Raw genomic sequence first — 24,221 nt, 5'->3', positions numbered from 1 at the left:
CCGACCCTCAGCCGCCCACCAGCGCCGCGACCTCGGCCCGCAGGGCCTCGAGGCGCTCGGCGGCCACGGCCGGGTCCGCGTCGCGCGCGCCCAGGTAGCACTTGAGCTTCGGCTCCGTGCCGGAGGGGCGCACCAGCACCCGGGTGCCGGACGCGGTCGCGAACAGCAGCGCGTCCGTCGGCGGCAGGCCCGCCCCGCCCTCGGCGAGGTCGCGGCGCACCGTGACCGGCTCGCCCGCGAGCGTGGCCGGGCCCTGCGCCCGCAGCGCGGCCATGGTCCGCGGGATCACGGACAGGTCCGCCACGCGCACCGAGACCTGGCCGCTGGGCATCGACCCGGTGACCGCGTCGACGTCGGCCAGCGCATCCGCCACCGTGCACCCCCGGGCCACCAGCCCGGCGACGAGCTCCGCGGCCACGAGCGCCGCCGTGATCCCGTCCTTGTCCCGGACCATGTCCGGGTCCACGCAGTAGCCCAGCGCCTCCTCGTAGCCGAAGCCGAGCTGCGGGGCGCGGGAGATCCACTTGAAGCCGGTCAGCGTGACGTGGTGCGCCACCGACTGCGCCTCGGCCAGGGCGGCCAGCTGGGGGGAGGAGACCACCGAGTTCGCCACGGAGCGCTCCGCGACCGCCAGGGCGGGCAGCAGGTGGGCGCCGAGCAGGGTCCCGACGGCGTCGCCCGAGAGCATCCGCCACACGCGGGTCCCGTCCTGGCCCGGGAAGGGTGCGGCGAGGGCCAGGCGGTCGGCGTCCGGGTCGTTGGCGATCACCAGGTCCGCGTCCACCTCGGCGGCCAGCGCCAGCGCGAGGTCCATGGCGCCGGGCTCCTCCGGGTTGGGGAACGCGACCGTGGGGAACGCCGGGTCCGGCTCCGCCTGCTCGGGCACCACGTGCACCGGGCCGAAGCCGGCCTCGTCCAGCAGGCCGGGCAGCACCGCCCCGCCCACGCCGTGCAGCGGCGTGTAGACGATCCGCAGGGCCCGGTCCGGGTGGCGGTCCTCGTCCAGCACCGCCAGGGCGGCCTCACGGTAGGCCTCGAGCAGCTCGTCGCCGGCCACCGTCCAGCCGTCCTCGGCCAGCGGGATGTCCGCGGTCCAGGCCTCGTGGTCGATGAGCTCGGCGATCGCCACGTCCGCGGGGGAGACGATCTGCGCGCCCCGGCCGGCCTCGTCCGTCATCCGGCCGCCGAGATAGACCTTGTAGCCGTTGTCCGCCGGCGGGTTGTGGCTGGCCGTGACCATCACGCCCGCGTCCGCGGACAGGTGGCGCACCGCGAAGGCGAGCACCGGCGTCGGGAGCGCGTCCGGGAGCAGGACCACCTGCACGCCGGCCGCGGTGAGCACCGCCGCCGTGTCCTGCGCGAAGCCGAGCGAGCCGCGCCGCGCGTCGTACCCGACGACGGCCAGCGGCGCCGCCGCGTCCTCGCCGACGCCCTCCCACAGGTGGCGGGCCAGGCCCGCCGCGGTGCGGCGCACCACGAGGCGGTTCATCCGGGACTCGCCCGGGCCCTCCTCGGCGCGCAGCCCGGCGGTGCCGAAGGCCAGCGGGCCGGAGAAGCGCGAGGCCAGGGACGCGCGGGCGGCCTCGGCCTCCGGGCCGGACCCGGTGGCGGCGTCGAGCTCGGCCCGCAGCGCCTCACGGTGCATCGGGTCCGGGTCCTCGACGGACCAGCGCTCGGCCAGCGCGAGCGCGCGCGCCTGCGAGGCGGGGACGGCGGCGTCGTCGGCCGTGGGGGGCAGGTGCTCGGGCCCGGACATCAGAGCCGCCCCACGATGTCCGCGAGCAGACGGGAGATGCGGGGGCCGGCGGCCTGGCCGGCCTCGACCACCTCGCCGTGCGAGAGCGGGGTCTCGGAGATGCCCGCGCCCAGGTTGGTCACGAGGGACATGCCGAACACCTCCAGGCCCGCGTGGCGGGCCGCGATCGCGTCCAGTGCGGTGGACATGCCCACCAGGTCGCCGCCGAGCGTGCGCGCCATGCGCACCTCCGCCGGCGTCTCGTACTGGGGGCCGGAGAACTGCACGTACACGCCCTCGCGCAGCGAGGGGTCCACCTCGCGGGCGATCTGCCGGATGCGCGGGGAGTAGAGGTCGGTGAGGTCCACGAACGTGGCGCCCACGAGCGGGGTGGCGCCGGTGAGGTTGACGTGGTCCGAGATCAGCACCGGGGTGCCCGGGGCGATCTCCGGGTCCAGGCCGCCGCAGCCGTTGGTCAGCACCACGGTCTTCGCGCCGGCCGCCGCGGCGGTGCGCACCGTGTGGGCCACGGCCTGGGCGTCGCGCGACTCGTAGAAGTGGGTGCGCGAGCCGAACACCAGCGCGTGCGTGCCGTCCGGCAGGCGCACGGAGCGGATCACCGCGTTGTGGCCCGGCACCTTCGGGGCGTGGAAGCCCGGCACCTCGGCCAGCGGCACCGCCGCCACCTCCTCGCCGATCAGGCCGGCGGCCTCGCCCCAGCCGGAGCCGAGCACGACGGCGATGCGGTGCTCCGCCACGCCGGTGGCGTCCGCGATGACGGCGGCGGCCGCGCGGGCCTGGTCGAAGCCCGGGTGGTCGCCGGCCAGGGGGGAGTGGAGGGACAGGGGGGTGGTCTGCTCAGTCACGCGGTGGAGTCTAGTCGCGGGCCCTGCGGAGCGGGGCGGGTCCGGGCGCGGGATCGGGGCGGGCCGGACGTGGGATCGGTGCGGGGGCGTGGACGGCCCGGGACGGCCCCGGGCTAGGAGAATCCCGCGCCCGGCGGACACAATGGGGTGCGTGACCGAGGAAAACAGCACCTTCATCCCGTCCCTGACCATCATCGGCGGCGGCCCCGGCGGCTACGAGGCCGCCATGGTGGCCGCCAAGCTCGGCGCCCGCGTCACCCTGGTGGAGCGCCAGGGCGTGGGCGGCGCGGCCGTGCTCACGGACGTGGTCCCCTCCAAGACGCTGATCGCCACCGCGGACTCCATGCGCCGCGTCGGCCTCGCCGAGGACCTCGGCGTCGACCTCGGCGACGCCGAGCCCCGCGCGGACATGCGCCAGGTGGACCGCCGCATCCTCGAGCTCGCCGGCGAGCAGTCCCGGGACATCCGCGCCGCCCTCGAGCGCCGCGGCGTCCGGGTGATCGACGGCGTCGCGCGCGTGGTCGGGCCGAACGAGGTCTCCGTGCGCACCCTGCAGGACGAGGACGCCGAGCCCGAGGTCATCACCTCGGACGCGATCCTCGTGGCCGTCGGCGCGAGCCCCCGCGAGCTGCCCACCGCCGTCCCAGACGGCGAGCGGATCTTCAACTGGAAGCAGCTCTACGCCATGACCGAGCTGCCCGAGCACCTGATCGTGGTGGGCTCCGGCGTCACCGGCGCCGAGTTCGCCTCCGCCTACAACCGCCTCGGCGCCAAGGTCACCCTCGTCTCCTCCCGCGACCGCGTGCTCCCCGGCGAGGACGCCGACGCCGCCGAGCTGCTCGAGAAGGTCTTCCAGGACAACGGCCTCACCGTGGTCGCCCGCTCCCGCGCCGAGGCCGTGGAGCGCACCGAGACCGGCGTGCGCGTCGAGCTCTCCGGCGAGGGCGCCGCGGACACCCCCTACGTGGAGGGCTCCCACGCGCTCGTCGCCGTCGGCGGCATCCCCAACACCGCCGGCCTGGGCCTCCAGGACGTGGGCGTGGAGCTCACCGAGTCCGGCCACGTGAAGGTCGACGGCGTCTCCCGCACCACCGTGCCCAGCATCTACGCCGCCGGCGACTGCACGGGCAAGCTCGCCCTCGCCTCGGTGGCGGCCATGCAGGGGCGCATCGCCGTCGCCCATCTGCTCGGCGACGCGCTCAAGCCGCTGCGCCCGCACCTGCTGGCCTCCAACATCTTCACCTCCCCGGAGATCGCCACCGTGGGCGTCACCCAGGCCCAGGTCGACTCCGGCCAGTACCAGGCCGACGTGCTGCGCCTGGACTTCGCGACCAACCCCCGCGCCAAGATGTCCGGCGTGCAGGAGGGCTTCGTGAAGATCTTCGCCCGGCAGGGCTCCGGCACCGTGATCGGCGGCGTGGTGGTCTCCCCGCGCGCCTCCGAGCTGATCTACGCGCTCGCGCTCGCGGTGACGCACAAGCTGCACGTGGACGACCTCGCGGACACCTTCACCGTGTACCCGTCCATGTCCGGGTCCATCGCGGAGGCGGCCCGCCGCCTCCACGTGCGCGTGTGAGCTGAAGCAGTCCCGCGTGTGAGCTGAAGCAGTCCACCGGAACCGCCCTGCCTGCCCGGCCCGCCCCCGGAAGCACTTTCGCTCGGGAAATCGTCGCTACCATCCCGGAATCCTGGGATGGTAGCGACGATTTCCCGAGCGAAAGTCGGGGGTGTGGGGCCGGGGTCAGACGGACGCCGCGCGGCGCTCGCGGGCCGAGGTGACGCCGTCGAGGTCCGTGTGGCGGGTCTCCGGGGCCAGGGCCAGCGCGATCATCGTGATCACCGACGCCGCGGCCAGGTAGTAGCCCACGTAGGTCACGCCGTACTCCTTGACCAGCCAGGCGGCCAGGAACGGGGTGAGCGCCGCGCCGAGGATCGAGGACACGTTGTAGGCGATGCCCGAGCCGGTGTACCGCGTGTTCGTGGGGAACAGCTCCGGCAGCACGGCGGACATCGGGCCGAAGGTCAGGCCCATGAGCGCCATGCCCACCGCCAGGAACGCCACCATCAGCGGGACGTTCAGCCCGGCGCCGGTGCCCATGCGCTCGGCGGACAGCCACAGGCCGAAGGACAGGCCGAACAGCACCATCAGCGCGGACACGGTCAGCAGGGTGGGCTTGCGGCCGAAGCGGTCGGCGAGCCAGCCCGACGCCGGCACGAAGGCCGCGAAGAACAGGATGCCGATCAGCTGCAGCACCAGGAACTCGGCGTAGGGAACGCCGAGCATGCCGTTCTCCGTCTTGCCGATCGCGTAGGACAGGATCCACGTGGTCATCAGGTAGAAGAGCACGTAGGTCGCGTACATGATGAAGGTGCCGAGGATCAGCTCCCACCAGTTGCGCTTGAAGACCTCGCCGAGCGGGGCCTTGACGCGGGTGTCGTTGGCGATCGCCCGCTGGAAGACCGGGGTCTCCTCGAGCTTCACGCGTACGTAGAGGCCCACCGCCACCATCACGATGGACAGCAGGAACGGCACGCGCCAGACCCAGTTGAGGAAGGCGCCGTCGTGGTCCGGGTTCGTGGAGTCGTGCCCGAAGCCGATCACGAGGGCCAGGAACAGCCCGTTGGCCAGGAGGAAGCCGATGGGGGCGCCGAGCTGCGGCCACATGGCGGCGCGGGCGCGCTTGCCCTCAGCGGCGTACTCGGTGGCGAGCAGCGCCGCGCCGGACCACTCGCCGCCCAGGCCGAGGCCCTGGCAGAAGCGCAGCACCACGAGCATGGCCGGCGCCCACAGGCCGATCTGGAACGCCGTGGGCAGCAGGCCGATCAGGAACGTGGCGATGCCCATGGTCAGCAGTGAGCCGATCAGCGTGACCTTGCGGCCCAGGATGTCGCCGAAGTGGCCGAAGAGCACGGAGCCGATGGGACGGGCGACGAACGCGGTGCCGAACACGGCGAAGGAGGCCAGCAGCGCGGTGGTCTGGTCGTCGCCCGGGAAGAAGATCAGCGGGAAGACGGAGACGGCGGCGGTGGCGTAGACGTAGAAGTCGTAGAACTCGATCGAGGTGCCCACGAGCGAGGCGGTGATGACGCGGCCGCGGGGCACCTCGGCGGCGGCCTCGAGGCCGGCGGCCGTGCCGTCGGCGGGCGTGGTGGTGTGGGACATGGTGTCTCCCTGGGTACGAAGGGCACAGGGGGTCGATAGACCACGATGTGAGACGAAACGCCAGTCACTGTACGACTCGCCGCGCCACCGCGGACCCGCACGTCACCTCATGTCCACCTGTTGGACTGTTGGTGCCGCGACGCCGCCCCGATGCGGGCCACCCCCACGCCGTCCGCACCCACACCCCACAAAGCACTTTCGCTCGGGAAATCGTCGCTACCATCCCGAAATCTTGGGATGGTAGCGACGATTCCCCGAGCGAAAACGCCTGGGCTGGGCGCCCGGCTCAGTCGGCATCGGCGATCGTGGCGATCACCGTGCCGGCCGAGACCGTCTGGCCCGGCTCCACCTCGAGCCCGGACACCACGCCCGCGCGGTGCGCGGTGAGCGGCTGCTCCATCTTCATCGCCTCGACGACGACGATCAGGTCGCCCTCGGCGACCGTCTGCCCGTTCTCCGCGGCCACCTTCACCACGGTGCCCTGCATGGGGGCGGTCAGGGCGTCCGTGCTCACCGCGGCGGCCACGGGGGCGCCGCGCCGGCCGCGGGGACGGCGTCGTCCCGCACCGGCGCGCTGGGCGGCGCCGGAGATCGTGTGCAGGGCCTCGCCCCAGGTGGGCAGGGTGACGTCCACGCGCTTGCCGTTGACCTCCACCGTGACGGTGCGGCGCGGCTCGCGCGAGGTCGGGTCGGCCGGGGCGTGCTCGCTCGGCTCGATGAGGTTCTCGAACTCGGTCTCGATCCAGCGCGTGTGCACGGAGAACGGGTCGGAGGAGCCCACGATCTCCGGGGCGAACGCGGGGTCGGCCACCACGGCGCGGTGGAACGGCAGCACGGAGGCCATGCCGGCGATCTCGGCCTCGCCCAGGGCGCGGGCGGCGCGCTGCAGGGCCTGGCTGCGGTCGGCGCCGGTGACGATCAGCTTGGCCACCATCGAGTCGAACGCGCCGGAGACGGTCTCGCCCTCCACCACGCCGGAGTCCACGCGCACGCCCGGGCCGGAGGGCATGCGGAACGTGGTGAGGCGGCCGGGGGCGGGCAGGAAGTTGCGGCCCGGGTCCTCGCCGTTGAGGCGGAACTCGAAGGAGTGGCCGCGCACCACGGGGTCGTCGTAGCCCAGGGCCTCGCCGCGGGCCATGCGGAACTGCTCGCGCACCAGGTCGATGCCGGTGACCTCCTCGGTCACGGGGTGCTCCACCTGCAGGCGGGTGTTGACCTCGAGGAAGGAGATGGTGCCGTCCTGGCCCACGAGGAACTCGCAGGTGCCGGCGCCCACGTAGCCGGCCTCCTTGAGGATCGCCTTGGACGACTCCACGAGGCGGGCGTTCTGCTCGTCCGTGAGGAACGGTGCGGGCGCCTCCTCCACGAGCTTCTGGTTGCGGCGCTGCAGCGAGCAGTCGCGGGTGGAGACCACCACGACGTCGCCGTGCACGTCCGCCAGGCACTGCGTCTCCACGTGGCGCGGCTTGTCCAGGAACCGCTCCACGAAGCACTCGCCGCGGCCGAAGGCGGCCACGGCCTCGCGGACGGCCGACTCGTAGAGCTCGGGGATCTCCTCGCGGGAGCGGGCGACCTTGATGCCGCGGCCGCCGCCGCCGTAGGCGGCCTTGATGGCCACGGGCAGGCCGTGCTCGTCCGCGAACGCCACGACCTCCTCGGTGCCGTTCACGGGGGAGGTGGTGCCGGGGGCCAGCGGCGCGCCGACGTCGGTGGCCAGGCGGCGGGCCGAGACCTTGTCCCCGAGCCGGTCGATGGCGGCGGGGGGCGGTCCGATCCACACGAGGCCGGCGGCCTCCACGGCGCGGGCGAAGTCCGCGTTCTCGGAGAGGAACCCGTAGCCGGGGTGCACGGCGTCCGCGCCGGAGCGCTCGGCGGCGTCGAGGATCTTCTCGATCAGCAGGTAGGAGTCCGCGGCGGTCTCCCCGCCCAGGGCCACGGCCTCGTCGGCGAGGTTGACGTGCAGGGCGTCCCGGTCCGGCTCCGCGTAGACGGCCACGGAGGTGAGGCCCTCGTCCTGGCAGGCGCGGACCACGCGCACGGCGATCTCGCCGCGGTTGGCGATCAGCACGCGGGAGAAGCGCCGCTCGGCCTTCGGGTCGAGCGGCGGGATGACCGATGCCTGCGATGCGTCGGCGATGCTCATGGGCGTTGGACTCCTCGGACGGTCACGGCTGGGGGTGCGGCCGCCGGGTCCTGAGGCCCTCGCCCCGCACGGGTGCGGGGCGAGGGCGTCCGGACGGCGCCGACTCTGACCAGCACCCTACTCGGCGTGGCGGAACCCTCCGAGGACCACGGCGCGGACGCGCCGCCTCACGCGTCGGAGTTGGAGGATTCCCACAATGCGGTGAAGTCCGTCCCGAGGGCCGTGCAGGCCTTGCGCAGCCAGCCCACGGACAGCCCGATGACGGCGTTGGGGTCGCCCTCGACGCCGTCCAGCAGGGCCGCGCCGGCGCCGTCGATGGTGAACGCGCCCGCGCAGTGCAGCGGCTCGCCGGTGGCCACGTACGCCCGGATCTCGTCCTCGGTGACGGCGGCGAAGCGCACCGCCGAGGTGACGACGCCGCGCAGCTCCGCCTCCCGGCCCGCCTCCCGGCCCGGGGCCTGCGCGGGCGCGTCGCCCGGCAGCACGAGGCCCAGCCAGTGGCCCGTGTGCAGCAGGCCCTCCCGGCCGGCCTGGGCCAGCCACCGCCGCACCGCCACCTCCGGCTCGTACGGCTTGCCGTAGGCGACGCCGTCCAGCTCGAACACGGAGTCGCAGCCGAGCACCAGGGTCGGCGCGTCCACGCCCGCGGCCGCCACCCGCGCGGCGACGTCGCGGCCCTTGGCCTCGGCGAGCAGCCCCGCGAGCTGCGCGGGGGACGCGTCGGGGCGCGTGGCCCCGACCGCGTCCTCGTCCACCGCCGAGACGACGACGTCGAACGGCACCCGGGCGCGCGTCAGCACCTCGGCCCGGCCGGGGGAGGCCGAGCCGAGCACCAGCCGCAGGCCCGTCCCGGCGCCGAGCCGCGGGCCCGTGCCGGAGCCGGGTCCGCCGTCGTCGTGGCCGGTCACGCGAGCGCCTCCCGGAGGGTGTCCAGGCCCATGCCGCCCAGGCGCAGGGCGCGCGTGTGGAAGGCCTTGAGGTCGAAGTCCGCGCCGTCGCGCGCCTCGTGCTCGGCGCGGATCTGCTCCCAGATGCGCTGGCCCACCTTGTAGGCGGGCGCCTGGCCCGGCCAGCCGAGGTAGCGGGTGAACTCGAACCGGCGCTGGCCCTCGGAGATGCGCAGGTGCTTGGAGAGGAACGCGTAGCCCTTCTCCGGGTCCCAGGCGCCGCCGCCCTCGGACTCGGGGGCGTCGAAGCCGCAGTGGTAGCCGATGTCGAACACCACGCGGGCCGCGCGCATGCGCTGCATGTCCAGCATGCCCAGGTGGTCGCCCGGGTCGTCGAGGAAGCCGAGCTCCTCCATGAGCTTCTCGGCGTAGAGCGCCCAGCCCTCGCCGTGGCCGGAGGTCCAGCAGAAGCTGCGCCGCCACAGGTTGAGGTTCTCGCGGTTCATCATGGCCGTGGCGATCTGCAGGTGATGGCCCGGCACGCCCTCGTGGTAGACCGTGGTGGTCTCGGCCCAGGTGGTGAACTCGTCCTCGCCCGGGGGCACGGACCACCACATGCGGCCGGGCCGGGAGAAGTCGTCCGAGGGGCCGGTGTAGTAGATGCCGCCCTCCTGCGTGGGGGCGATCATGCACTCGAGCCGGTCCATGGGCGCGGGGATCTCGAAGTGCTCCTTCATGGCCTCCACGGCCTCGTCGGAGAGGCGCTGCATCCAGGCCTGCAGGGCGGCGGTGCCCGTGAGCTTCCGCTCGGGGTCCGCGTCCAGGATGGCGCGGGCCTCGTCGATGGTGGCGCCGGGCTTGATGCGCTCCGCGTCCGCCTCCTGGGCGGCGATGATCCGGGCCAGCTCCTCCTGGCCCCAGCGGTAGGTCTCCTCGAGATCGATCTCCGCGCCGAGGAACGCGCGCGAGCCGAGGCGGTACATCTCGATGCCGACGCCGTCCGCCTCCGGGGCGTGCGGGCGCAGCTCGGCGGCCAGCGTGTCCGCGAAGTCGCGGTAGGCCTGGGCGGCGGTCTCGGCGCCGGCGCGCACCTGCTCGGCGAGGGCCTCGTCCACGACGTCGGCGGCCTCGGCGCGCTCGACCAGGCCGGGGAAGAAGCCGCCCGGCTCGCCGTGGGCGCGGGCCTGCTCGATGACGATGTCCACCTGGCGCGCCGCGGCGACGTGGCCGGCGTCGCGCGAGGCGAGCAGGGACTCGGTGTAGCCGCGCAGGGCGGCCGGGAGGTTCTCGAGGCGGCCGGCGATGTGGCCCCACTGCTCCGCGGTGTCCGTGGGCATGAGGTCGAAGACGGCGCGGATGCCCTGGGCCGGGGAGGCGATGTTGTTCAGCACGGTGCGGCCGGTGGCGTGGATCTCGCGCTCGAGGCCGATGCGCTCCTGCATGGCGGCCTTGGTGACGCGGTCCGTCTTGTCCTGCGGCTCGAGGGCCTCGAGGTCGGCCAGCAGTCGGGCGTTGAGCTCGTCGTCGGCGCGGGTGCCGGCGGGGGAGAAGTCGGCGTACTCCGTCTCGTGGCCGGGGAAGCCGAGGGTGGTGGCCTCGTCCGGGTGGAGGGCGAGCACGTCCGCCACGTAGCGCTCGGCGAGCGCGTCGATGGCGGACGGGGTGCGGGCGCCGCGATCGGCGGCGTCGGGGGTGTTCTGGGTCATACCCTGAACTGTAGGGCCTGCGCCCCGGCGGCTCACCTCGGCCCGGGGGGGGGGGGGGGGGCGGCCCGGGCCGGCGGCCTCAGCCCGACGGCGTCACTGCGGTCCGGCGCCGCGCCGCCACTGGCCGCGGCCCGGCCGGGCCCACAGGCCCAGGTCGCCGCGGCGGCGCAGGGTGCGGTCCAACGGGCGCGGGTCCGCCGCCTCGGCGGCGGCGCGCGCGGCCTCGGCCTCGGCGGCGCGGGCTTGCGCGAGCACGGCGGTCAGCGCGGCTAGCTCCTCCGGGTCCAGCTCGACGCCGCTGAGCTGCAGCGGGTCGGCCGTCGTCGGCTCGGCCGCGGCGTCGTCGGGCGTCCCGGCGGCGTTCGGGGTGCGGGGCTCGTGCGGGGCGCTCACAGCGGCATGTTCCCGTGCTTCTTGGCGGGGCGGGCCTCGCGTTTGTGCAGGGTGGCGCGCAGGGCGCGGATGAGGGCGCCGCGGGTGGCGTGCGGGGGCACGACGGCGTCCACGTAGCCGAGCTCGGCGGCCTGGTACGGGTTGAGCAGCTCGGCCTCGTAGTCCGCGACGATCTCGGCGCGGCGGGCGTCGACGTCGCCGCCGGCGTCCTGCGTGGCCTTGAGGTCGCGGCGGTACAGGATGTTCACCGCGCCCTGGGCGCCCATCACGCCGATCTGCGCGCTGGGCCAGGCGAGGTTGAGGTCCGCGCCGAGCTTCTTGGAGCCCATCACGATGTACGCGCCGCCGAAGGCCTTGCGGGTGATCACGGTCAGCTTCGGCACGGTGGCCTCGGCGTACGCGTAGATCAGCTTGGCGCCGCGGCGGATGATGCCGTTGAACTCCTGGTCCGTGCCGGGCAGGAAGCCGGGCACGTCCACGAGCGTGAGGATGGGGATGTTGAAGGCGTCGCAGAACCGCACGAAGCGCGCGGCCTTCTCCGAGGCCGCGATGTCCAGGGTGCCGGCCAGCTGCTGCGGCTGGTTGGCGACGACGCCCACGGACATGCCGTCCAGGCGCGCCAGGCCGGTGATCACGTTGGGGGCGTAGAGCTCCTGCAGCTGCAGCAGGTGGCCCTCGTCCACGATCGCCCCGATGACCTCGAGCATGTCGTACGGCTGGTTGGCCGAGTCCGGGACGATCTCGTCCAGGGCGAGGTCCTCGTCCGTGGTCTCCGGGTCCGCCGCCTCGAACGTCGGGGCCTCGGCGAGGTTGTTGGAGGGCAGCAGCTCGAGCAGCTCCTGCACGTAGGCGATCGCGTCCTCCTCGGAGGAGGCCATGTAGTGGGCGGTGCCGGAGGTGGAGTTGTGGGAGCGGGCGCCGCCCAGGGTCTCCATGTCCACGTCCTCGCCGGTGACGGTCTTGATCACGTCCGGGCCGGTGATGAACATGTGCGAGGTCTGGTCCACCATCACCACGACGTCGGTGAGCGCGGGGGAGTAGGCCGCGCCGCCGGCGGAGGGGCCCATGATCAGGGAGATCTGCGGGATCATCCCGGAGGCCAGGACGTTGTTCCGGAAGATGTCCGCGAACTGGGCGAGTGAGGCGACGCCCTCCTGGATGCGGGCGCCGCCGCCGTCGAGGATGCCGATCACGGGGCAGCCGTTGCGGGCCGCGAACTCCTGGACCTTCACGATCTTCTGGCCGTTGCGCTCGGAGAGGGAGCCGCCGAACACGGTGAAGTCCTGGGAGTAGACGGCCACCTGACGGCCGTCCACGGTGCCGAAGCCGGAGACGAGGCCGTCGCCCGCCGGGTGCTTGGCGTCCATGCCGAAGGCGGTGGTGCGGTGCACGGCGAGGGCGTCCAGCTCCACGAACGAGCCCTCGTCCAGGAGGAGGTCGATCCGCTCGCGGGCGGTGTGCTTGCCGCGCGCGTGCTGCCGCTCGACGGCGCCCTCGCCGCCGGGCGCGGCCGTGGCCTCGAGCCGCCGGTGCAGGTCGGCCAGCCGGCCCGCCGTGGTGGTCAGATCGGGATCGCTCAACACGTCCTCCTTGTGGTGGTCCGCCAGATGCTCCAGCTCAGCGGCCAGTGTACGGGCCGGGGGAGCGCGCCGCCGTTGGAGGAAGTCCACAATCCGGGGGCGACGGCGGTGGGCCGGCCCCGCGGGTGCCGGCGGCGGGGGCCTCGGGCACCCAGGGACGGGCCAGGGTCGGCGTGTATACCTGAGGGAATGCACGCACCCCACGACCCCGCCGCCCCGGGCCTGGTCTGGCTGGACTCGGCCGGGTCCACCCAGGACGAGGTGCTCGCGCGCGTGGGCCGCGAGGGCCCGCGCCACGGGCTGGCCGTGGCCACCGCGGACCAGCGTGCCGGGCGCGGCCGCCACTCGCGCGTGTGGAGCGCGGCCCCGGGCGCGGCGCTGGCCCTGTCCGTGCACCTGCGCCCCGCGGCCGGCGGCACCCCCCTGGCCCCGGTGCACCTGAGCTGGCTGTCCCTCGTGGCCTCCGCCGCCGTGGTGGAGCACCTGGCCGGGCTCGGCGCGACCGCGCACCTGAAGTGGCCCAACGACGTGCTCGCCCCGGACGGCCGCAAGCTGTGCGGCGTGCTGGCCACCGTCGCCCCCGCCGCGGACGGGGGCGGCCCGGGGGTGGTCGTGGGCATGGGGGTGAACCTGGACCACCGCGGCGCCGCACCCGTGGCCACCGCCACGGACCTGGCCGAGCAGATCGGCGCCGAGGCCGTGCCGGCGCCCCGGGGGCTGGCCGCCGCCCTGCGGGACGCCGTCGTGGGCGCCGCCGACCGGTTCGCGGCCGCCGTCGCCGGCGAGGCCGAGGCCGTGGACGGGCGCCACCCGGCCGTGGCCGCCGTGACGCAGCGGCTGTCCACCCTGGGCCGCGAGGTCCGCGCCGAGCTGCCCGGCGGGGACGTGCTGGAGGGGACCGCCGTCGCGCTGGGCCCCGGCGGCGCCCTGCGCGTGAGTCATGTCACAGCGGACCGTGGCAGAATCGAGACCGAGGTCCGCGCCGGCGACGTGGCCCATCTGCGCGGCGACGTGCACCGCGGCGCATGAGCGCCCAGAGAGGGTCAGGAGGTGACCGCCATGCGCCTGGAGCCCGGTGAACAGGTGATGGTGCGCACCCGCACCCACCCGCGCGCCCTGCTGCGCCCCGCCGCCGTCCTCGTGACCGTCGCGTTCCTGCTCGGCCTGGCCATGGGCGTGCTCGCGCGCCCGGACCTGCCCGGGATCCTCACGCAGAACCGCGCGCTGCTCGAGACGGCCGCGTGGGCCGTGGCCGTGCTCGCCCTGCTGCCCGGCATGCTGCTGCCCGTGCTGCGCTGGGCCACCCGGCGCACCGTGGTGACCAGCCGCCGGATCGTGCAGCGCACCGGCCTCGGCGGGGGCGCGGACGTGGCCATGTCGCTCGTGTCCATCGCCGACGTGCAGCGCCGCCGTCGCGGCTCCGGCGCCGGGGACCTGCACATCCTCTTCCAGGAGCCCGCGCGCCAGGTCCACTGGCGCCTGCGCGACGTCCCCGAGGCCGCGCGCTTCGAGGAGGCGCTCGCCCACCTCACCCGCCAGGCGCGCGTCGCCAGCTGGCCCGCCCCCGCCCCCACAGGAGGCCCCCGATGAGCCGTGCGGAGACGCCGGACACCGCCCCGCTGCCCATCATCGCCCCGGACGGCTCCGGCCCCGCGGAGGCGCCTCGCCGCAAGGACTCGCACGACGAGCGCCGCGCGGACCGGCACGAGGACCGCCGGGGCGAGGCCGCCGCCGACCGGCTCGAGGAGGTCGACGCGCCCCCGCCCGGTGCCGGCTGGACCACGGCGATGCGCACGCTGGACGCCGGCCTCGTGGTGGGACCGCGGGCCTATACCGCCCGCGAGGTCGCGCAGCGGATGGGCGTGTCCACCGTCTCCGCCCGCAAGATCTGGCGGGCCCTGGGCTACCCCACCTCGCCGGAGGGCCACAAGGCGTTCACCGAGGCGGACGTGGAGGCCTTCGAGTCCGTCCTGGAGCTCGTGCGCTCCGGCGCCCTCAACGAGGACGCCGCGATCTCGCTGGCCCGCTCGATCGGGCAGATGACGGACCGCATGGTGGTGTGGCAGATCGAGGCGCTCGTGGAGGACAAGATCGTCTCCGAGGGCCTCACCGACCCGGAGGCCCGGCGCGCCGCCGTCGACCTGCTCCCCGAGATCGTCACCCCGCTGGAGCGGGCCATGCGGATCGTCTACCGCCGCCAGCTCAACCGCGCGGTGAAGCGCCTGACCGTGCGCGTGGAGGCCGGCCTGGCCGCGAGCGAGGAGGGCCGCGACGGCTCCGAGTCGGACTCGCCGCTGCCCCTGGCCCGCGCCGTGGGCTTCGCGGACATGGTCTCCTACACCACGCTCTCGCGGACCATGGACGACCGCACGCTGGCCCGGATGGTGCAGCGCTTCGAGACGCTCAGCGCCGAGATCATCTCCGCCGGCGGCGGCTGGCTCGTGAAGACCATCGGCGACGAGGTCATGTTCAACGCGGAGACCCCGGAGACGGGCGCCGCCATCGCGCTCGCGCTGGCCGAGGCGATCGCCGCGGACGACGAGCTGCCCTCCGCCCGCGTCGCCCTGTCGTGGGGCCGCGTGCTCTCCCGCATGGGCGACATCTACGGGCCCACCGTCAACCTGGCCGCCCGGCTGACGTCGCTGGCGGATCCGGGTACCGTGCTGGTGGACGCCATGACCGCCGCGGCCCTGTCCCGGGACGAGCGCTTCGTGCTCGTCCCCCAGCCGCCCAGGATCGTCCGGGGGGTCGGGGAGGTCCGCCCCTCCCTGCTCCTGAACGGGTCGGCCCAGACCCTGCTCGCCGACTGAACGAGGACCCCGTGGAGCCCAGCGCCGAGACTCCCGCCGCCGCATCGCGTCCGAAGGCCGCCGGAGCCACGCACGTGGGCGCGGTCCGCGAGCTCAACGAGGACGCCTGGACGCTCGTGGGGGACCCCCTCGTGCTGGCCGCCGTCGCGGACGGCATGGGCGGGCACGAGGCCGGCGAGGTGGCCTCGGCCGCCGCCATCGAGGTGCTGCGCCGCCGCGGCCCCGAGGTGCTGGCCCCCGGCGTGGCCCACACCCCCGAGGAGCTCGGCCACCTCGTCCACGAGGCCGACGCGGCCGTGGTGGCGGCCGGCGGCGGGCGCTCCGGCACCACCCTCACCGTGCTGGCCTGCATCGACACCGCGGCGAACCGCTGGGCCGTGGCCAACGTGGGCGACTCTCGCATCTACCTGCGCCCGGCCGGCGCGCCCGTGCTGCAGCAGCTCACCGTGGACCACTCGGCCGTGCAGATGCTCGTGGACGCCGGCGAGCTCACCCCCGCGGAGGCGCGCGTGCACCCGCGCCGCAACGTCATCACGCGCGCCCTCGGCTCGCCCGAGCCGCTCACCGTGGACGTCGCCGAGATCCCCGTGGCCTCCGGCGACCGCCTGCTGCTGTGCAGCGACGGCCTGACCGGCGAGCTGCTGGACGAGGAGATCCGCGCCCTGATCGACGACGCCGACGAACTCGAGGACGCCCTCGTGAAGCTCGTGGAGGCGGCGCTGTGGCGCGGCGGCCGGGACAACGTCACCGCCGTGCTCGTCCGGATCCCCTGACCCGGCTGCGGCGTCCGCCCCGGCGACTACGCTGACCCGGGTGAGCACCGCCAAGGAATCCGCCGCCCAGCCCGACCCGCAGGACATCCCCGCCGCGGGCCTGAGGGAGGAGTACGAGGACCTCGTGGAGCGCGTGCGGGCCGCCCGCACCGCCTACTACCAGGAGGACGCCCCCGAGCTCTCCGACGCGGAGTACGACGTCCTCTACCGCCGCCTCGAGGACCTCGAGGCCCTGCACCCCGAGCTCGTGTCCAACGACTCGCCCACCCAGGAGGTCGGCGGGGAGGTCTCGGAGGCGTTCGCCCCCGTTCGGCACGGGGCCCGCATGTACTCGCTCGAGGACCTGTTCTCCGTCGAGGAGCTCGAGGTCTGGTTCCGCCGCGCGGCGCAGGCCCTGACGCAGGTGCGGCCGGGCGTGGCGCCCCGCTGGCTCGTGGAGGTGAAAATCGACGGGCTCGCCGTCGCGCTGCGCTACCGGGACGGGCGGCTCGTGCAGGCCGCCACCCGCGGCGACGGCGTCACGGGCGAGGACGTCACCGCCAACGTGCGCACCATCGGGGACATCCCGCACGAGCTCTCCGGCGAGGGCTGGCCCGCCGAGTTCGAGGTGCGCGGCGAGGTGTTCATGTCCTCCGCCGCCTTCGCCGAGCTCAACGCGCGCCGTGCGGAGGAGGGCCAGACGCCGTTCGCCAACCCGCGCAACGCCGCCGCCGGCGCCCTGCGTCAGAAGGACCCGGCGGTCACCGCGCAGCGCCCGCTGGCCATGTTCGTGCACGGCATCGGCTCGGTCGAGGCGTTCGGGCTGGACTCCCAGCACGAGGTGTACGACGCGCTCGCGGGCTGGGGCCTGCCCGTGAGTCCCTACACCCGCCGGGTGGAGGGCGCGGACGAGGAGGCGTTGGCCGCCGTCGTCGCGGTGATCGAGGAGTACGGCGAGCGCCGACACGAGCTGATCCACGAGATCGACGGCATCGTGGTCAAGGCGGACGCGTTCGCGGACCAGCGCTACCTCGGCCACACCTCCCGCGTGCCCCGCTGGGCCGCGGCGTACAAGTACCCGCCGGAGGAGGTCCACACGCTGCTGCGGGACATCGCGGTCTCGGTGGGCCGCACCGGACGGGTGACCCCGTTCGCGGTGATGGAGCCGGTCACCGTGGCCGGGTCCACCGTCTCCCTGGCCACCCTGCACAACCAGGACGTGGTCAAGGCCAAGGGCGTGTTGATCGGGGACACCGTGGTGGTGCGCAAGGCCGGGGACGTGATCCCCGAGGTCGTGGGCCCCGTGCTGCCGCTGCGCGAGAAGGCGATCGAGGCGGGCCGGGAGCTGCGCGAGTTCGTCATGCCCGCGCACTGCCCCTCGTGCGGCACGGCGCTGGCCCCGGCCAAGGAGGGGGACGTGGACCTGCGCTGCCCCAACGCCCGCTCCTGCCCGGCCCAGCTGGCCGGCCGCGTCGAGCACCTGGCCAGCCGCGGCGCCTTCGACGTGGAGGCGCTCGGCGAGGAGGCCGCCCGCTGGCTCGTCCAGGGCCCCGGCGAGGACCCGGCCGAGCACGAGGGACACGTGCGGCCCGAGGGCCCGGGCCCCATCACGGCGGAGGCGCAGATCTTCGACCTCGCCTCGGGCACGCCGGAGGAGATCACGGGCCCGCGCGGGGAGGACGGGCTGACGGACCTGCAGCGCTCCCTCGGCGCGGTGCGCGTGTGGCGCGAGGGCCGCACGAAGGTGGACGGCCGCATGGTGCCCTCGGGCGTGTTCACGCTCAAGCCGTACTTCTTCACCGCCGGCACCGCGAAGAAGCCGTCCGCGCCCACGGCCAACACGCTGCGCCTGTTCGACGAGCTCGAGAAGGCCAAGTCGCAGCCGCTGTGGCGCACCCTCGTGGCGCTGTCCATCCGGCACGTGGGCCCGACGGCGGCCCGCTCGCTGGCCACGGCGTTCGGCTCGATGGCGGCGCTGCGCGCGGCGGCTGAGGCCGGCGACCGGGACCGACTGGCCGAGATCGACGGCGTCGGCCCGATCATCGCGGACGCGCTCATCGAGTGGTTCGCCGAGGACTGGCACCGGGAGATCGTGGACCGGTGGGCCGCGGCGGGCGTGGTCATGGAGGACGAGCAGGACGAGTCCACCCCGCGCACGCTCGAGGGCCTGACCGTGGTGGTCACCGGCTCGCTCGAGGGCTTCTCCCGCGACTCCGCGAAGGAGGCGATCCTCGTGCGCGGCGGCAAGGCCTCCGGGTCCGTGTCCAAGAAGACCGACTTCCTCGTGGCCGGCGCGGCCGCCGGCTCCAAGCTGGACAAGGCGCAGTCCCTCGGCGTGCCCGTGCTGGACGAGGCCGGGTTCGTGCGCCTGCTGGCGCAGGGCCCGGCGGCGGTGGCGCCGGCGGACGAGGACGGCGCGGACGGTGTGGGCGACGACGGCGCGCTCGGGTCCGGCGCGGAGGCCGGTGCGGAGGCCGCGGCGGGTGCCGAGGCGGAGGCGACGGCGTGAGCGCCGCCGTCACCGTGCCGGGCCTGCTCGTGGTCGCCAAGGCCGCCGCGCGGGCCGGGGCGGACGTGCTGGCGCGGCGCTGGACCGGGCACCACCCGGCCGTGCCCCTGGGCCGGGAGGAGATCGGCGCCGAGACGAAGACCTCCGGCTCGGACTGGGTCACGGACTACGACCGCCGCGCCGAGCAGGCCGTCCGCGAGGTCCTCGTGGCCTACCGCCCGCAGGACGAGATCACGGGGGAGGAGTACGGCGCCACCGTCCCCGCCGAGCCCAGCGGGCTGCGCTGGTCCATCGACCCGCTGGACGGCACCACCAACTTCGTGCGCGGCCTGCCGCAGTTCTGCACCTCCGTGGCCGTGACCGGCCCGGTGGACGAGGAGACCGCCGCCCTGCTGGGCGTGCCCGCGGGCACGCGGCGATGGCTGGCCGGCGTCGTCGCCGCCCCGGCGCTGGGCCGCACGTGGTTCGCGAGCGCGGGCCGCGGCGCCTTCAGCACCGCCGACGCGACGACGGCCGGCGTGGACGTGCCCGACCGGGACGCCGCCCCGGTGCGGATCACCGGGCCCGTGCCCGGCCGCTCCGGACGACTGCTCGCCACCGGCTTCGGCTACGACCCCGCTCGCCGGGCGATGCAGGTGCGCGCGCTCGCGGCCCTGCTGCCGGCCTTCGGGGACGTCCGTCGGATCGGCTCGGCCGCGCTGGACCTGTGCATGGTGGCCGACGGCACCCTGGACGCCTACGCCGAGTTCGGGACGCAGGAGTACGACTGGGCCGCCGGCGCCCTGATCGCCGAGGAGGCCGGGGTGCGCGTGCGCCGGCCGGCCTCGGGCGACGGCACGGCCCACCCCGACTGGATGGTGGCCGGGGACGTGGACGAGGCCGCGCTCGCCGCGGCGCAGGAGGAGACGGCATGAGACGACTCGTGGGAGACCCCTGGTTCTGGCCCGTGCTCTTCGGCTCCGCGGGGCTCGTGTTCCTCGTGTGGGGCACGCTGCGCCGGGACGTCGTGGTGCTCGTGGCCGCGCTGGCCATGCTGTGGATGCTCTGGCGCCACCTCCCGCAGCTGCGCGTGCGCTCCCGCCCGCTGGCCGGCGCGCAGGCGCATGTTCAGGCCGGCGGCGTCGTCGTGTTCTGGCGGCCCGGCTGCCCGTACTGCCAGGCGCTGCTGCGCGACCTGGACCCCGCCCAGCGGGACGCCGTCTACTGGGTGAACATCTGGACGGACAAGGACGCGGTGCCCGTGCTGCACCGCCTGCACGCCGGCCGCGACGGGCACGCCCACGAGGCGGTCCCCACCGTGTGGGCGCGCCGCAAGGACTTCGTGGCCGCGGACGAGGCGTCCCGCTCCCGGCTCAAGGACATGCTCCGCGACGCCCGCCCCGCCGGCGGGCCCCGCACCCGGGAGGAAGGACCCCGATGACCGAGACCGCTCCGACCGTGCCGACGCCGCCCGCGCGCCCGCAGGTCCGCCCGCTGCGCCCCGAGGACCACGAGGCGGTGGCCGCGCTGACCGTCGCGTCCTACGTGGACGGCGGCCACATCGCCCCCGGCTCCCGGTACGTCAAGACCCTCCGGGACGTGGCCGGCCGGGCCGCCCGGGCCGAGGTGCTCGTGGCCGAGGTGGACGGACAGGTGGCCGGCTCCGTGGTGCTCACCCCGCTGGGGTCGCCCATGGCGGAGACCGCCGCGCCGGGGGAGTACGAGTTCCGCATGCTCGCCGTCCACCCGGACCACCACCGCAGGGGCGTCGCCCGCACGCTGATGGCCGTGATCGAGGAGCGCGCCCGCGCCCTGCCCGGCATCGAGGCGATCGCCCTGACCACCATGCCCACCATGACCGACGCCCACCGCCTCTACGAGGCCCTCGGCTACGTGCGCGTGCCCGAGCGGGACTGGTACCTGCGGGACGTCATACCGGACCTCGACCCCGCCGACGAGACCGGCCCCTTCCTCGTCTACCGCCTGCCGCTGGCCTGAGCCCGGCCGACGGCGGCGCGCCGGACGCGTGCCGCCGTCGTCGTGCGCCGCGCCCGCGTGGGGCGTCCGCCCGCGCCGCTAGACTCGGGGCCGAACCGCATCCGGCGAGAGCGCCGCCCCCGCACCCCCGCGTGCCCGGGCGGCGGACGCCGCAGCCCACGACGTCAGACGAGGAGATCCATGCCTGAGATCACCCGGGACCAGGTGGCGCACCTCGCGCGCCTGGCCCACATCCAGATGAGCGACGAGGAGCTCGCCACCGTCTCCGGTGAGCTCGAGCAGATCCTGGGGCACGTCTCGGCCGTGCAGGCCGCGGCGGGCGCGGACGTGCCGCCCACGTCCCACCCGATCGCCATGTCCAACGTGTTCCGCGAGGACGTCCCCGCCGGGATGCTCACCCAGGAGCAGGCCGTGGACCAGGCGCCCGACGCGCAGGACGGCCAGTTCAAGGTCCCCGCGATCCTGGACGGGGAGTGACCGGCCATGACGCAGACCTTCGACGCGACCGCTGAGCTCGCCGCGGACCAGCTCGTCCGCCTCACCGCCCTCCAGATGGCCGAGCGCCTGCGCGCCGGCACCACCACCTCCGTGGAGCTCGTCCAGGCCCACCTGGACCGCATCGCCGAGTTCGACGGCGACCCCCGCGCCGACGCCGCCGCCGACCGCGGCGTGCGCGCCTACCTGCACGTGAACGCCGAGGAGGCGCTCGCCGTCGCCGCCGAGGTGGACGCCATCCGCGCCGCCGGCGGCGCCGAGGCCGAGGCCCTGCACCCGCTGGCCGGCGTGCCCGTGGCCGTGAAGGACAACATCGTCACGCAGGGCCAGCCCACCACCGCCGCCTCGCGCATGCTGGACGGCTGGATGAGCCCGTACGACGCCACCGTGGTCACCCGGCTGCGCGAGGCCCGCCTGCCGATCCTGGGCAAGACCAACCTCGACGAGTTCGCCATGGGCGGCTCCACCGAGCACTCCGCGTTCGGCATCACCCGCAACCCGTGGGACCTGGACCGCGTGCCCGGCGGCTCGGGCGGCGGCTCCGCGGCCGCCGTCGCCGCCTTCCTCGCCCCGTTCGCCCTCGGCTCGGACACCGGCGGCTCCGTGCGCGAGCCCGCCGCCTTCACCGGCACCGTGGGCGTGAAGCCCACCTACGGCGCGGTCTCCCGCTACGGGCTCATCGCCATGGCGTCCTCGCTGGACCAGATCGGCCCCGCCGCCCGCACCGTGGCGGACGCCGCCGCGCTCCAGCAGGTCATCGGCGGGCACGACCCGCAGGACTCCACCTCCCTGGCCGAGGAGCCGGCGGACCTCACCGCCGCCGCCCGCGGCCGCGACCTGGCGGGGCTGCGCGTCGGCGTCGTGACCGACCTGCCCGCGGACGCCTTCCACCCGGGCATCCGGGCCGCGTTCGACGAGCACGTGGCCGCGCTGCGCGAGGCCGGGGCTCAGATCGTGGAGGTCTCCTGCCCCAGCTTCGACGCCGCCCTCGGCGCGTACTACCTGATCATGCCCTCGGAGGCCTCCTCCAACCTGGCCCGCTTCGACGGCGTCCGCTACGGCCACCGCGTGGTGCCCGACGGCGGCGGCACGATCGAGCAGGTCATGGGCGCCACCCGCGCCGCCGGCTTCGGCGACGAGGTCAAGCGCCGCATCATCCTGGGCACCTACGCGCTGTCCGCGGGCTACTACGACGCCTACTACGGCTCCGCGCAGAAGGTCCGCACCCTCGTGCAGGAGGACTTCGCCCGCGCCTTCGAGCAGGTGGACGTGCTCCTCACGCCCACCGCGCCGACCCCGGCCTTCGAGCTGGGCGCGAAGACGGACGACCCCCTGACCATGTACGTCAACGACCTCGCCACCATCCCGGCCAACCTGGCCGGCATCCCCGGGCTGTCCCTGCCCGGCGGCGTCGTCGAGGGCCTGCCCTACGGCCTGCAGCTCATGGCGCCGGCCCGCGAGGACGCGCGCCTGTACGAGGCGGGCGCCGCGCTCGAGCGCCTCGTCGAGGACGGCCGCGGCGGCCCCGTCTGGGCCCAGGCCCCCGAGCTGGAGAAGGGCGCGCAGCGCGCCGCCACCGCGACCACGGCAGGAGGCCGGGCATGAGCCACGCAGAGCAGACCATGGACTTCGCGGAGGCGATGGAGCGCTTCGACCCCGTGCTGGGCTTCGAGGTGCACGTGGAGCTGAACACCGCCACGAAGATCTTCTCCTCGGCGCCCAACGCCTTCGGCGACGAGCCGAACACCAACGTCACCCCGCTGGACCTCGGCCTGCCCGGCACCCTGCCGGTGCTCAACCGGGAGGTCGTGGAGTACGCCGTCCGCCTGGGCGTGGCCCTGGACGCGCAGGTCGCCGAGACCTGCCGCTTCGCGCGGAAGAACTACTTCTACCCGGACACCCCGAAGAACTTCCAGACCTCCCAGTACGACGAGCCGATCGTCTTCGACGGCCACCTGGACGTGGAGCTGGAGGACGGCGAGGTCTTCCGCGTGGAGATCGAGCGCGCCCACCTCGAGGACGACGCCGGCAAGCTCACCCACGTGGGCGGCTCCGGCCGCATCCAGGGCGCCTCGAACTCGCTCGTGGACTACAACCGCGCCGGCGTGCCGCTCATCGAGATCGTCACCAAGCCGATCGTCGGGGCCGGCGCCCGCGCGCCCGAGCTGGCCCGCGCCTACGTCACCGCCATCCGGGACATCGTCAAGGCGATCGACATCTCGGACGCGCGCATGGAGCGCGGCAACGTCCGCTGCGACGCCAACGTCTCCCTCATGCCCAAGGGCGCGACGGAGTTCGGCACCCGCACCGAGACGAAGAACGTGAACTCCACGCGCGCCGTCCAGCACGCGGTCACCCACGAGATCCAGCGCCAGGCCGCGCTGCTCGCCGCGGGCGGCACCGTGACGCAGGAGACCCGCCACTGGCACGAGGACACGCGCACCACCACCTCGGGCCGCCCGAAGTCGGACGCGGACGACTACCGCTACTTCCCCGAGCCGGACCTCGTGCCCGTGCACGTGGACGCCGCCTGGGTGGAGCGCGTGCGCGCCGAGATGCCCGAGCTGCCGGCCGTGCGCAACAAGCGACTCAAGGCCGAGTGGGGCTACGCGGACGAGGAGTTCCGGGACGTCGTCAACGCCGGCGTGCTGGACGAGATCGTGGCCACGGTCGAGGCCGGCGCCTCGCCCGCGGCCGCCCGCAAGTGGTGGATGGGCGAGATCGCCCGCCTGGCCAACGTGCGCGAGACCGCCGTCGCCGAGCTGGGCGTCACCCCGGCCCACGTGGTGGAGGTCGAGGAGCTGATCGCCGCGAAGACGATCAACGACAAGATCGCCAAGCAGGTGCTCGGCCTCGTGGCCGACGGCGAGGGCACCCCGAAGGAGATCGTCGAGTCCAAGGGCCTGGCCGTGGTCTCCGACGACGGCGCGCTCACCGAGGCCGTGGACGCGGCGATCGCCGCCAACCCGGACGTGGCCGAGAAGATCCGCGGCGGCAAGATGGCCGCCGTCGGGGCCCTGATCGGCCCGGTCATGAAGGCCACCCGCGGCCAGGCCGACGCCGGCCGCGTCCGCGAGATCGTGCTGGAGCGCCTCGGCGTGAGCTGAGCCGGGCCCGGCCGAGCCGAGCCAGGCCGAGCCGGGCCGAGCCGAGCCGAGCCAGGCCGAGCCGAGCCGGGCCGAGCCGTTCGGGGCGACTTGCGGGA

Annotated in this window: 20 protein-coding genes; 12 read left to right on the top strand and 8 right to left on the bottom strand. The window is 74.8% G+C overall.

Annotated elements, in window-relative coordinates; translation table 11 throughout:
* Positions 1 to 7: 7 nt before the first annotated feature.
* Both HDA33_RS06740 and HDA33_RS06735 read right to left on the bottom strand, forming a co-directional pair.
* On the bottom strand, positions 8 to 1,756 hold the full coding sequence (locus HDA33_RS06740) for a phospho-sugar mutase (protein ID WP_184172021.1): 1,749 nt from the start codon (positions 1,754 to 1,756) through the stop codon (positions 8 to 10).
* Complete coding sequence (locus tag HDA33_RS06735) at positions 1,756 to 2,601, bottom strand: purine-nucleoside phosphorylase (protein ID WP_184172020.1); 846 nt, start codon at positions 2,599 to 2,601, stop codon at positions 1,756 to 1,758. The genes HDA33_RS06740 and HDA33_RS06735 overlap by 1 nt, the downstream gene beginning before the upstream one ends.
* A 142-nt stretch (positions 2,602 to 2,743) precedes the next feature.
* Here HDA33_RS06735 and HDA33_RS06730 point away from each other — a divergent pair, with 142 nt between their 5' ends.
* Positions 2,744 to 4,177, top strand: coding sequence for an NAD(P)H-quinone dehydrogenase (locus HDA33_RS06730; RefSeq protein ID WP_184172018.1), 1,434 nt, complete (start codon positions 2,744 to 2,746; stop codon positions 4,175 to 4,177).
* A gap of 165 nt (positions 4,178 to 4,342) precedes the next feature.
* Here HDA33_RS06730 and HDA33_RS06725 read toward each other — a convergent pair whose 3' ends face one another.
* The 6 genes from HDA33_RS06725 to HDA33_RS06700 all read right to left on the bottom strand — a co-directional run bounded on the left by HDA33_RS06725 (position 4,343) and on the right by HDA33_RS06700 (position 12,473).
* Positions 4,343 to 5,764: an MFS transporter gene (locus HDA33_RS06725; protein WP_184172015.1), complete on the bottom strand. Its 1,422-nt coding sequence runs from the start codon at positions 5,762 to 5,764 to the stop codon at positions 4,343 to 4,345.
* A gap of 286 nt (positions 5,765 to 6,050) precedes the next feature.
* Positions 6,051 to 7,907: an acetyl/propionyl/methylcrotonyl-CoA carboxylase subunit alpha gene (locus HDA33_RS06720; RefSeq protein ID WP_221432967.1), complete on the bottom strand. Its 1,857-nt coding sequence runs from the start codon at positions 7,905 to 7,907 to the stop codon at positions 6,051 to 6,053.
* A 167-nt stretch (positions 7,908 to 8,074) separates the two neighbouring features.
* The gene (locus HDA33_RS06715) at positions 8,075 to 8,815 is read right to left on the bottom strand and encodes a Maf family nucleotide pyrophosphatase (protein ID WP_184172013.1); all 741 of its coding nucleotides are present in this window, start codon (positions 8,813 to 8,815) and stop codon (positions 8,075 to 8,077) included.
* Positions 8,812 to 10,500 carry a DUF885 domain-containing protein gene (locus HDA33_RS06710; protein WP_184172011.1) on the bottom strand — a complete coding sequence of 563 codons (1,689 nt, stop codon included), beginning with the start codon at positions 10,498 to 10,500 and terminating at the stop codon, positions 8,812 to 8,814. Before HDA33_RS06710 ends, HDA33_RS06715 begins: the two co-directional genes overlap by 4 nt.
* Before the next feature lie 93 nt (positions 10,501 to 10,593).
* Entirely contained in the window at positions 10,594 to 10,893 is a 300-nt protein-coding gene (locus HDA33_RS06705) for a hypothetical protein (RefSeq protein WP_338104277.1), read from the bottom strand.
* Complete coding sequence (locus tag HDA33_RS06700) at positions 10,890 to 12,473, bottom strand: acyl-CoA carboxylase subunit beta (protein WP_017489495.1); 1,584 nt, start codon at positions 12,471 to 12,473, stop codon at positions 10,890 to 10,892. Before HDA33_RS06700 ends, HDA33_RS06705 begins: the two co-directional genes overlap by 4 nt.
* 189 nt (positions 12,474 to 12,662) lie before the next feature.
* Here HDA33_RS06700 and HDA33_RS06695 point away from each other — a divergent pair, with 189 nt between their 5' ends.
* The 11 genes from HDA33_RS06695 (at position 12,663) to gatB (ending at position 24,123) form a co-directional block, all read left to right on the top strand.
* A complete protein-coding gene (locus tag HDA33_RS06695) occupies positions 12,663 to 13,502 on the top strand; it encodes a biotin--[acetyl-CoA-carboxylase] ligase (protein ID WP_184172009.1) in 840 nt (279 codons plus the stop codon).
* Between the two features lie 30 nt (positions 13,503 to 13,532).
* Complete coding sequence (locus HDA33_RS06690) at positions 13,533 to 14,063, top strand: PH domain-containing protein (protein WP_184173836.1); 531 nt, start codon at positions 13,533 to 13,535, stop codon at positions 14,061 to 14,063.
* Positions 14,060 to 15,283, top strand: coding sequence for an adenylate/guanylate cyclase domain-containing protein (locus HDA33_RS06685; protein ID WP_184172008.1), 1,224 nt, complete (start codon positions 14,060 to 14,062; stop codon positions 15,281 to 15,283). The genes HDA33_RS06690 and HDA33_RS06685 overlap by 4 nt, the downstream gene beginning before the upstream one ends.
* An 11-nt stretch (positions 15,284 to 15,294) precedes the next feature.
* Entirely contained in the window at positions 15,295 to 16,056 is a 762-nt protein-coding gene (locus HDA33_RS06680; RefSeq protein ID WP_184172006.1) for a protein phosphatase 2C domain-containing protein, read from the top strand.
* A gap of 40 nt (positions 16,057 to 16,096) precedes the next feature.
* Positions 16,097 to 18,544, top strand: coding sequence for an NAD-dependent DNA ligase LigA (gene ligA, locus HDA33_RS06675; protein WP_184172004.1), 2,448 nt, complete (start codon positions 16,097 to 16,099; stop codon positions 18,542 to 18,544).
* Positions 18,541 to 19,458 carry an inositol monophosphatase family protein gene (locus tag HDA33_RS06670; protein WP_184172002.1) on the top strand — a complete coding sequence of 306 codons (918 nt, stop codon included), beginning with the start codon at positions 18,541 to 18,543 and terminating at the stop codon, positions 19,456 to 19,458. The genes ligA and HDA33_RS06670 overlap by 4 nt, the downstream gene beginning before the upstream one ends.
* Positions 19,455 to 19,964 carry a glutaredoxin family protein gene (locus HDA33_RS06665; RefSeq protein ID WP_184172000.1) on the top strand — a complete coding sequence of 170 codons (510 nt, stop codon included), beginning with the start codon at positions 19,455 to 19,457 and terminating at the stop codon, positions 19,962 to 19,964. Before HDA33_RS06670 ends, HDA33_RS06665 begins: the two co-directional genes overlap by 4 nt.
* A complete protein-coding gene (locus tag HDA33_RS06660; protein WP_158492977.1) occupies positions 19,961 to 20,521 on the top strand; it encodes a GNAT family N-acetyltransferase in 561 nt (186 codons plus the stop codon). Before HDA33_RS06665 ends, HDA33_RS06660 begins: the two co-directional genes overlap by 4 nt.
* Positions 20,522 to 20,701: 180 nt before the next feature.
* Complete coding sequence (gene gatC, locus HDA33_RS06655) at positions 20,702 to 20,998, top strand: Asp-tRNA(Asn)/Glu-tRNA(Gln) amidotransferase subunit GatC (protein WP_017488799.1); 297 nt, start codon at positions 20,702 to 20,704, stop codon at positions 20,996 to 20,998.
* 6 nt (positions 20,999 to 21,004) lie between these two features.
* Complete coding sequence (gatA, locus tag HDA33_RS06650; RefSeq protein WP_184171998.1) at positions 21,005 to 22,621, top strand: Asp-tRNA(Asn)/Glu-tRNA(Gln) amidotransferase subunit GatA; 1,617 nt, start codon at positions 21,005 to 21,007, stop codon at positions 22,619 to 22,621.
* The gene (gene gatB, locus HDA33_RS06645; RefSeq protein ID WP_184171996.1) at positions 22,618 to 24,123 is read left to right on the top strand and encodes an Asp-tRNA(Asn)/Glu-tRNA(Gln) amidotransferase subunit GatB; all 1,506 of its coding nucleotides are present in this window, start codon (positions 22,618 to 22,620) and stop codon (positions 24,121 to 24,123) included. Before gatA ends, gatB begins: the two co-directional genes overlap by 4 nt.
* Positions 24,124 to 24,221 lie beyond the last annotated feature (98 nt).

It is taken from the genome of Micrococcus endophyticus (genome assembly GCF_014205115.1).
GTDB lineage: Bacteria > Actinomycetota > Actinomycetes > Actinomycetales > Micrococcaceae > Micrococcus > Micrococcus endophyticus.
This window is presented reverse-complemented; position numbering and strand designations above follow the sequence as displayed.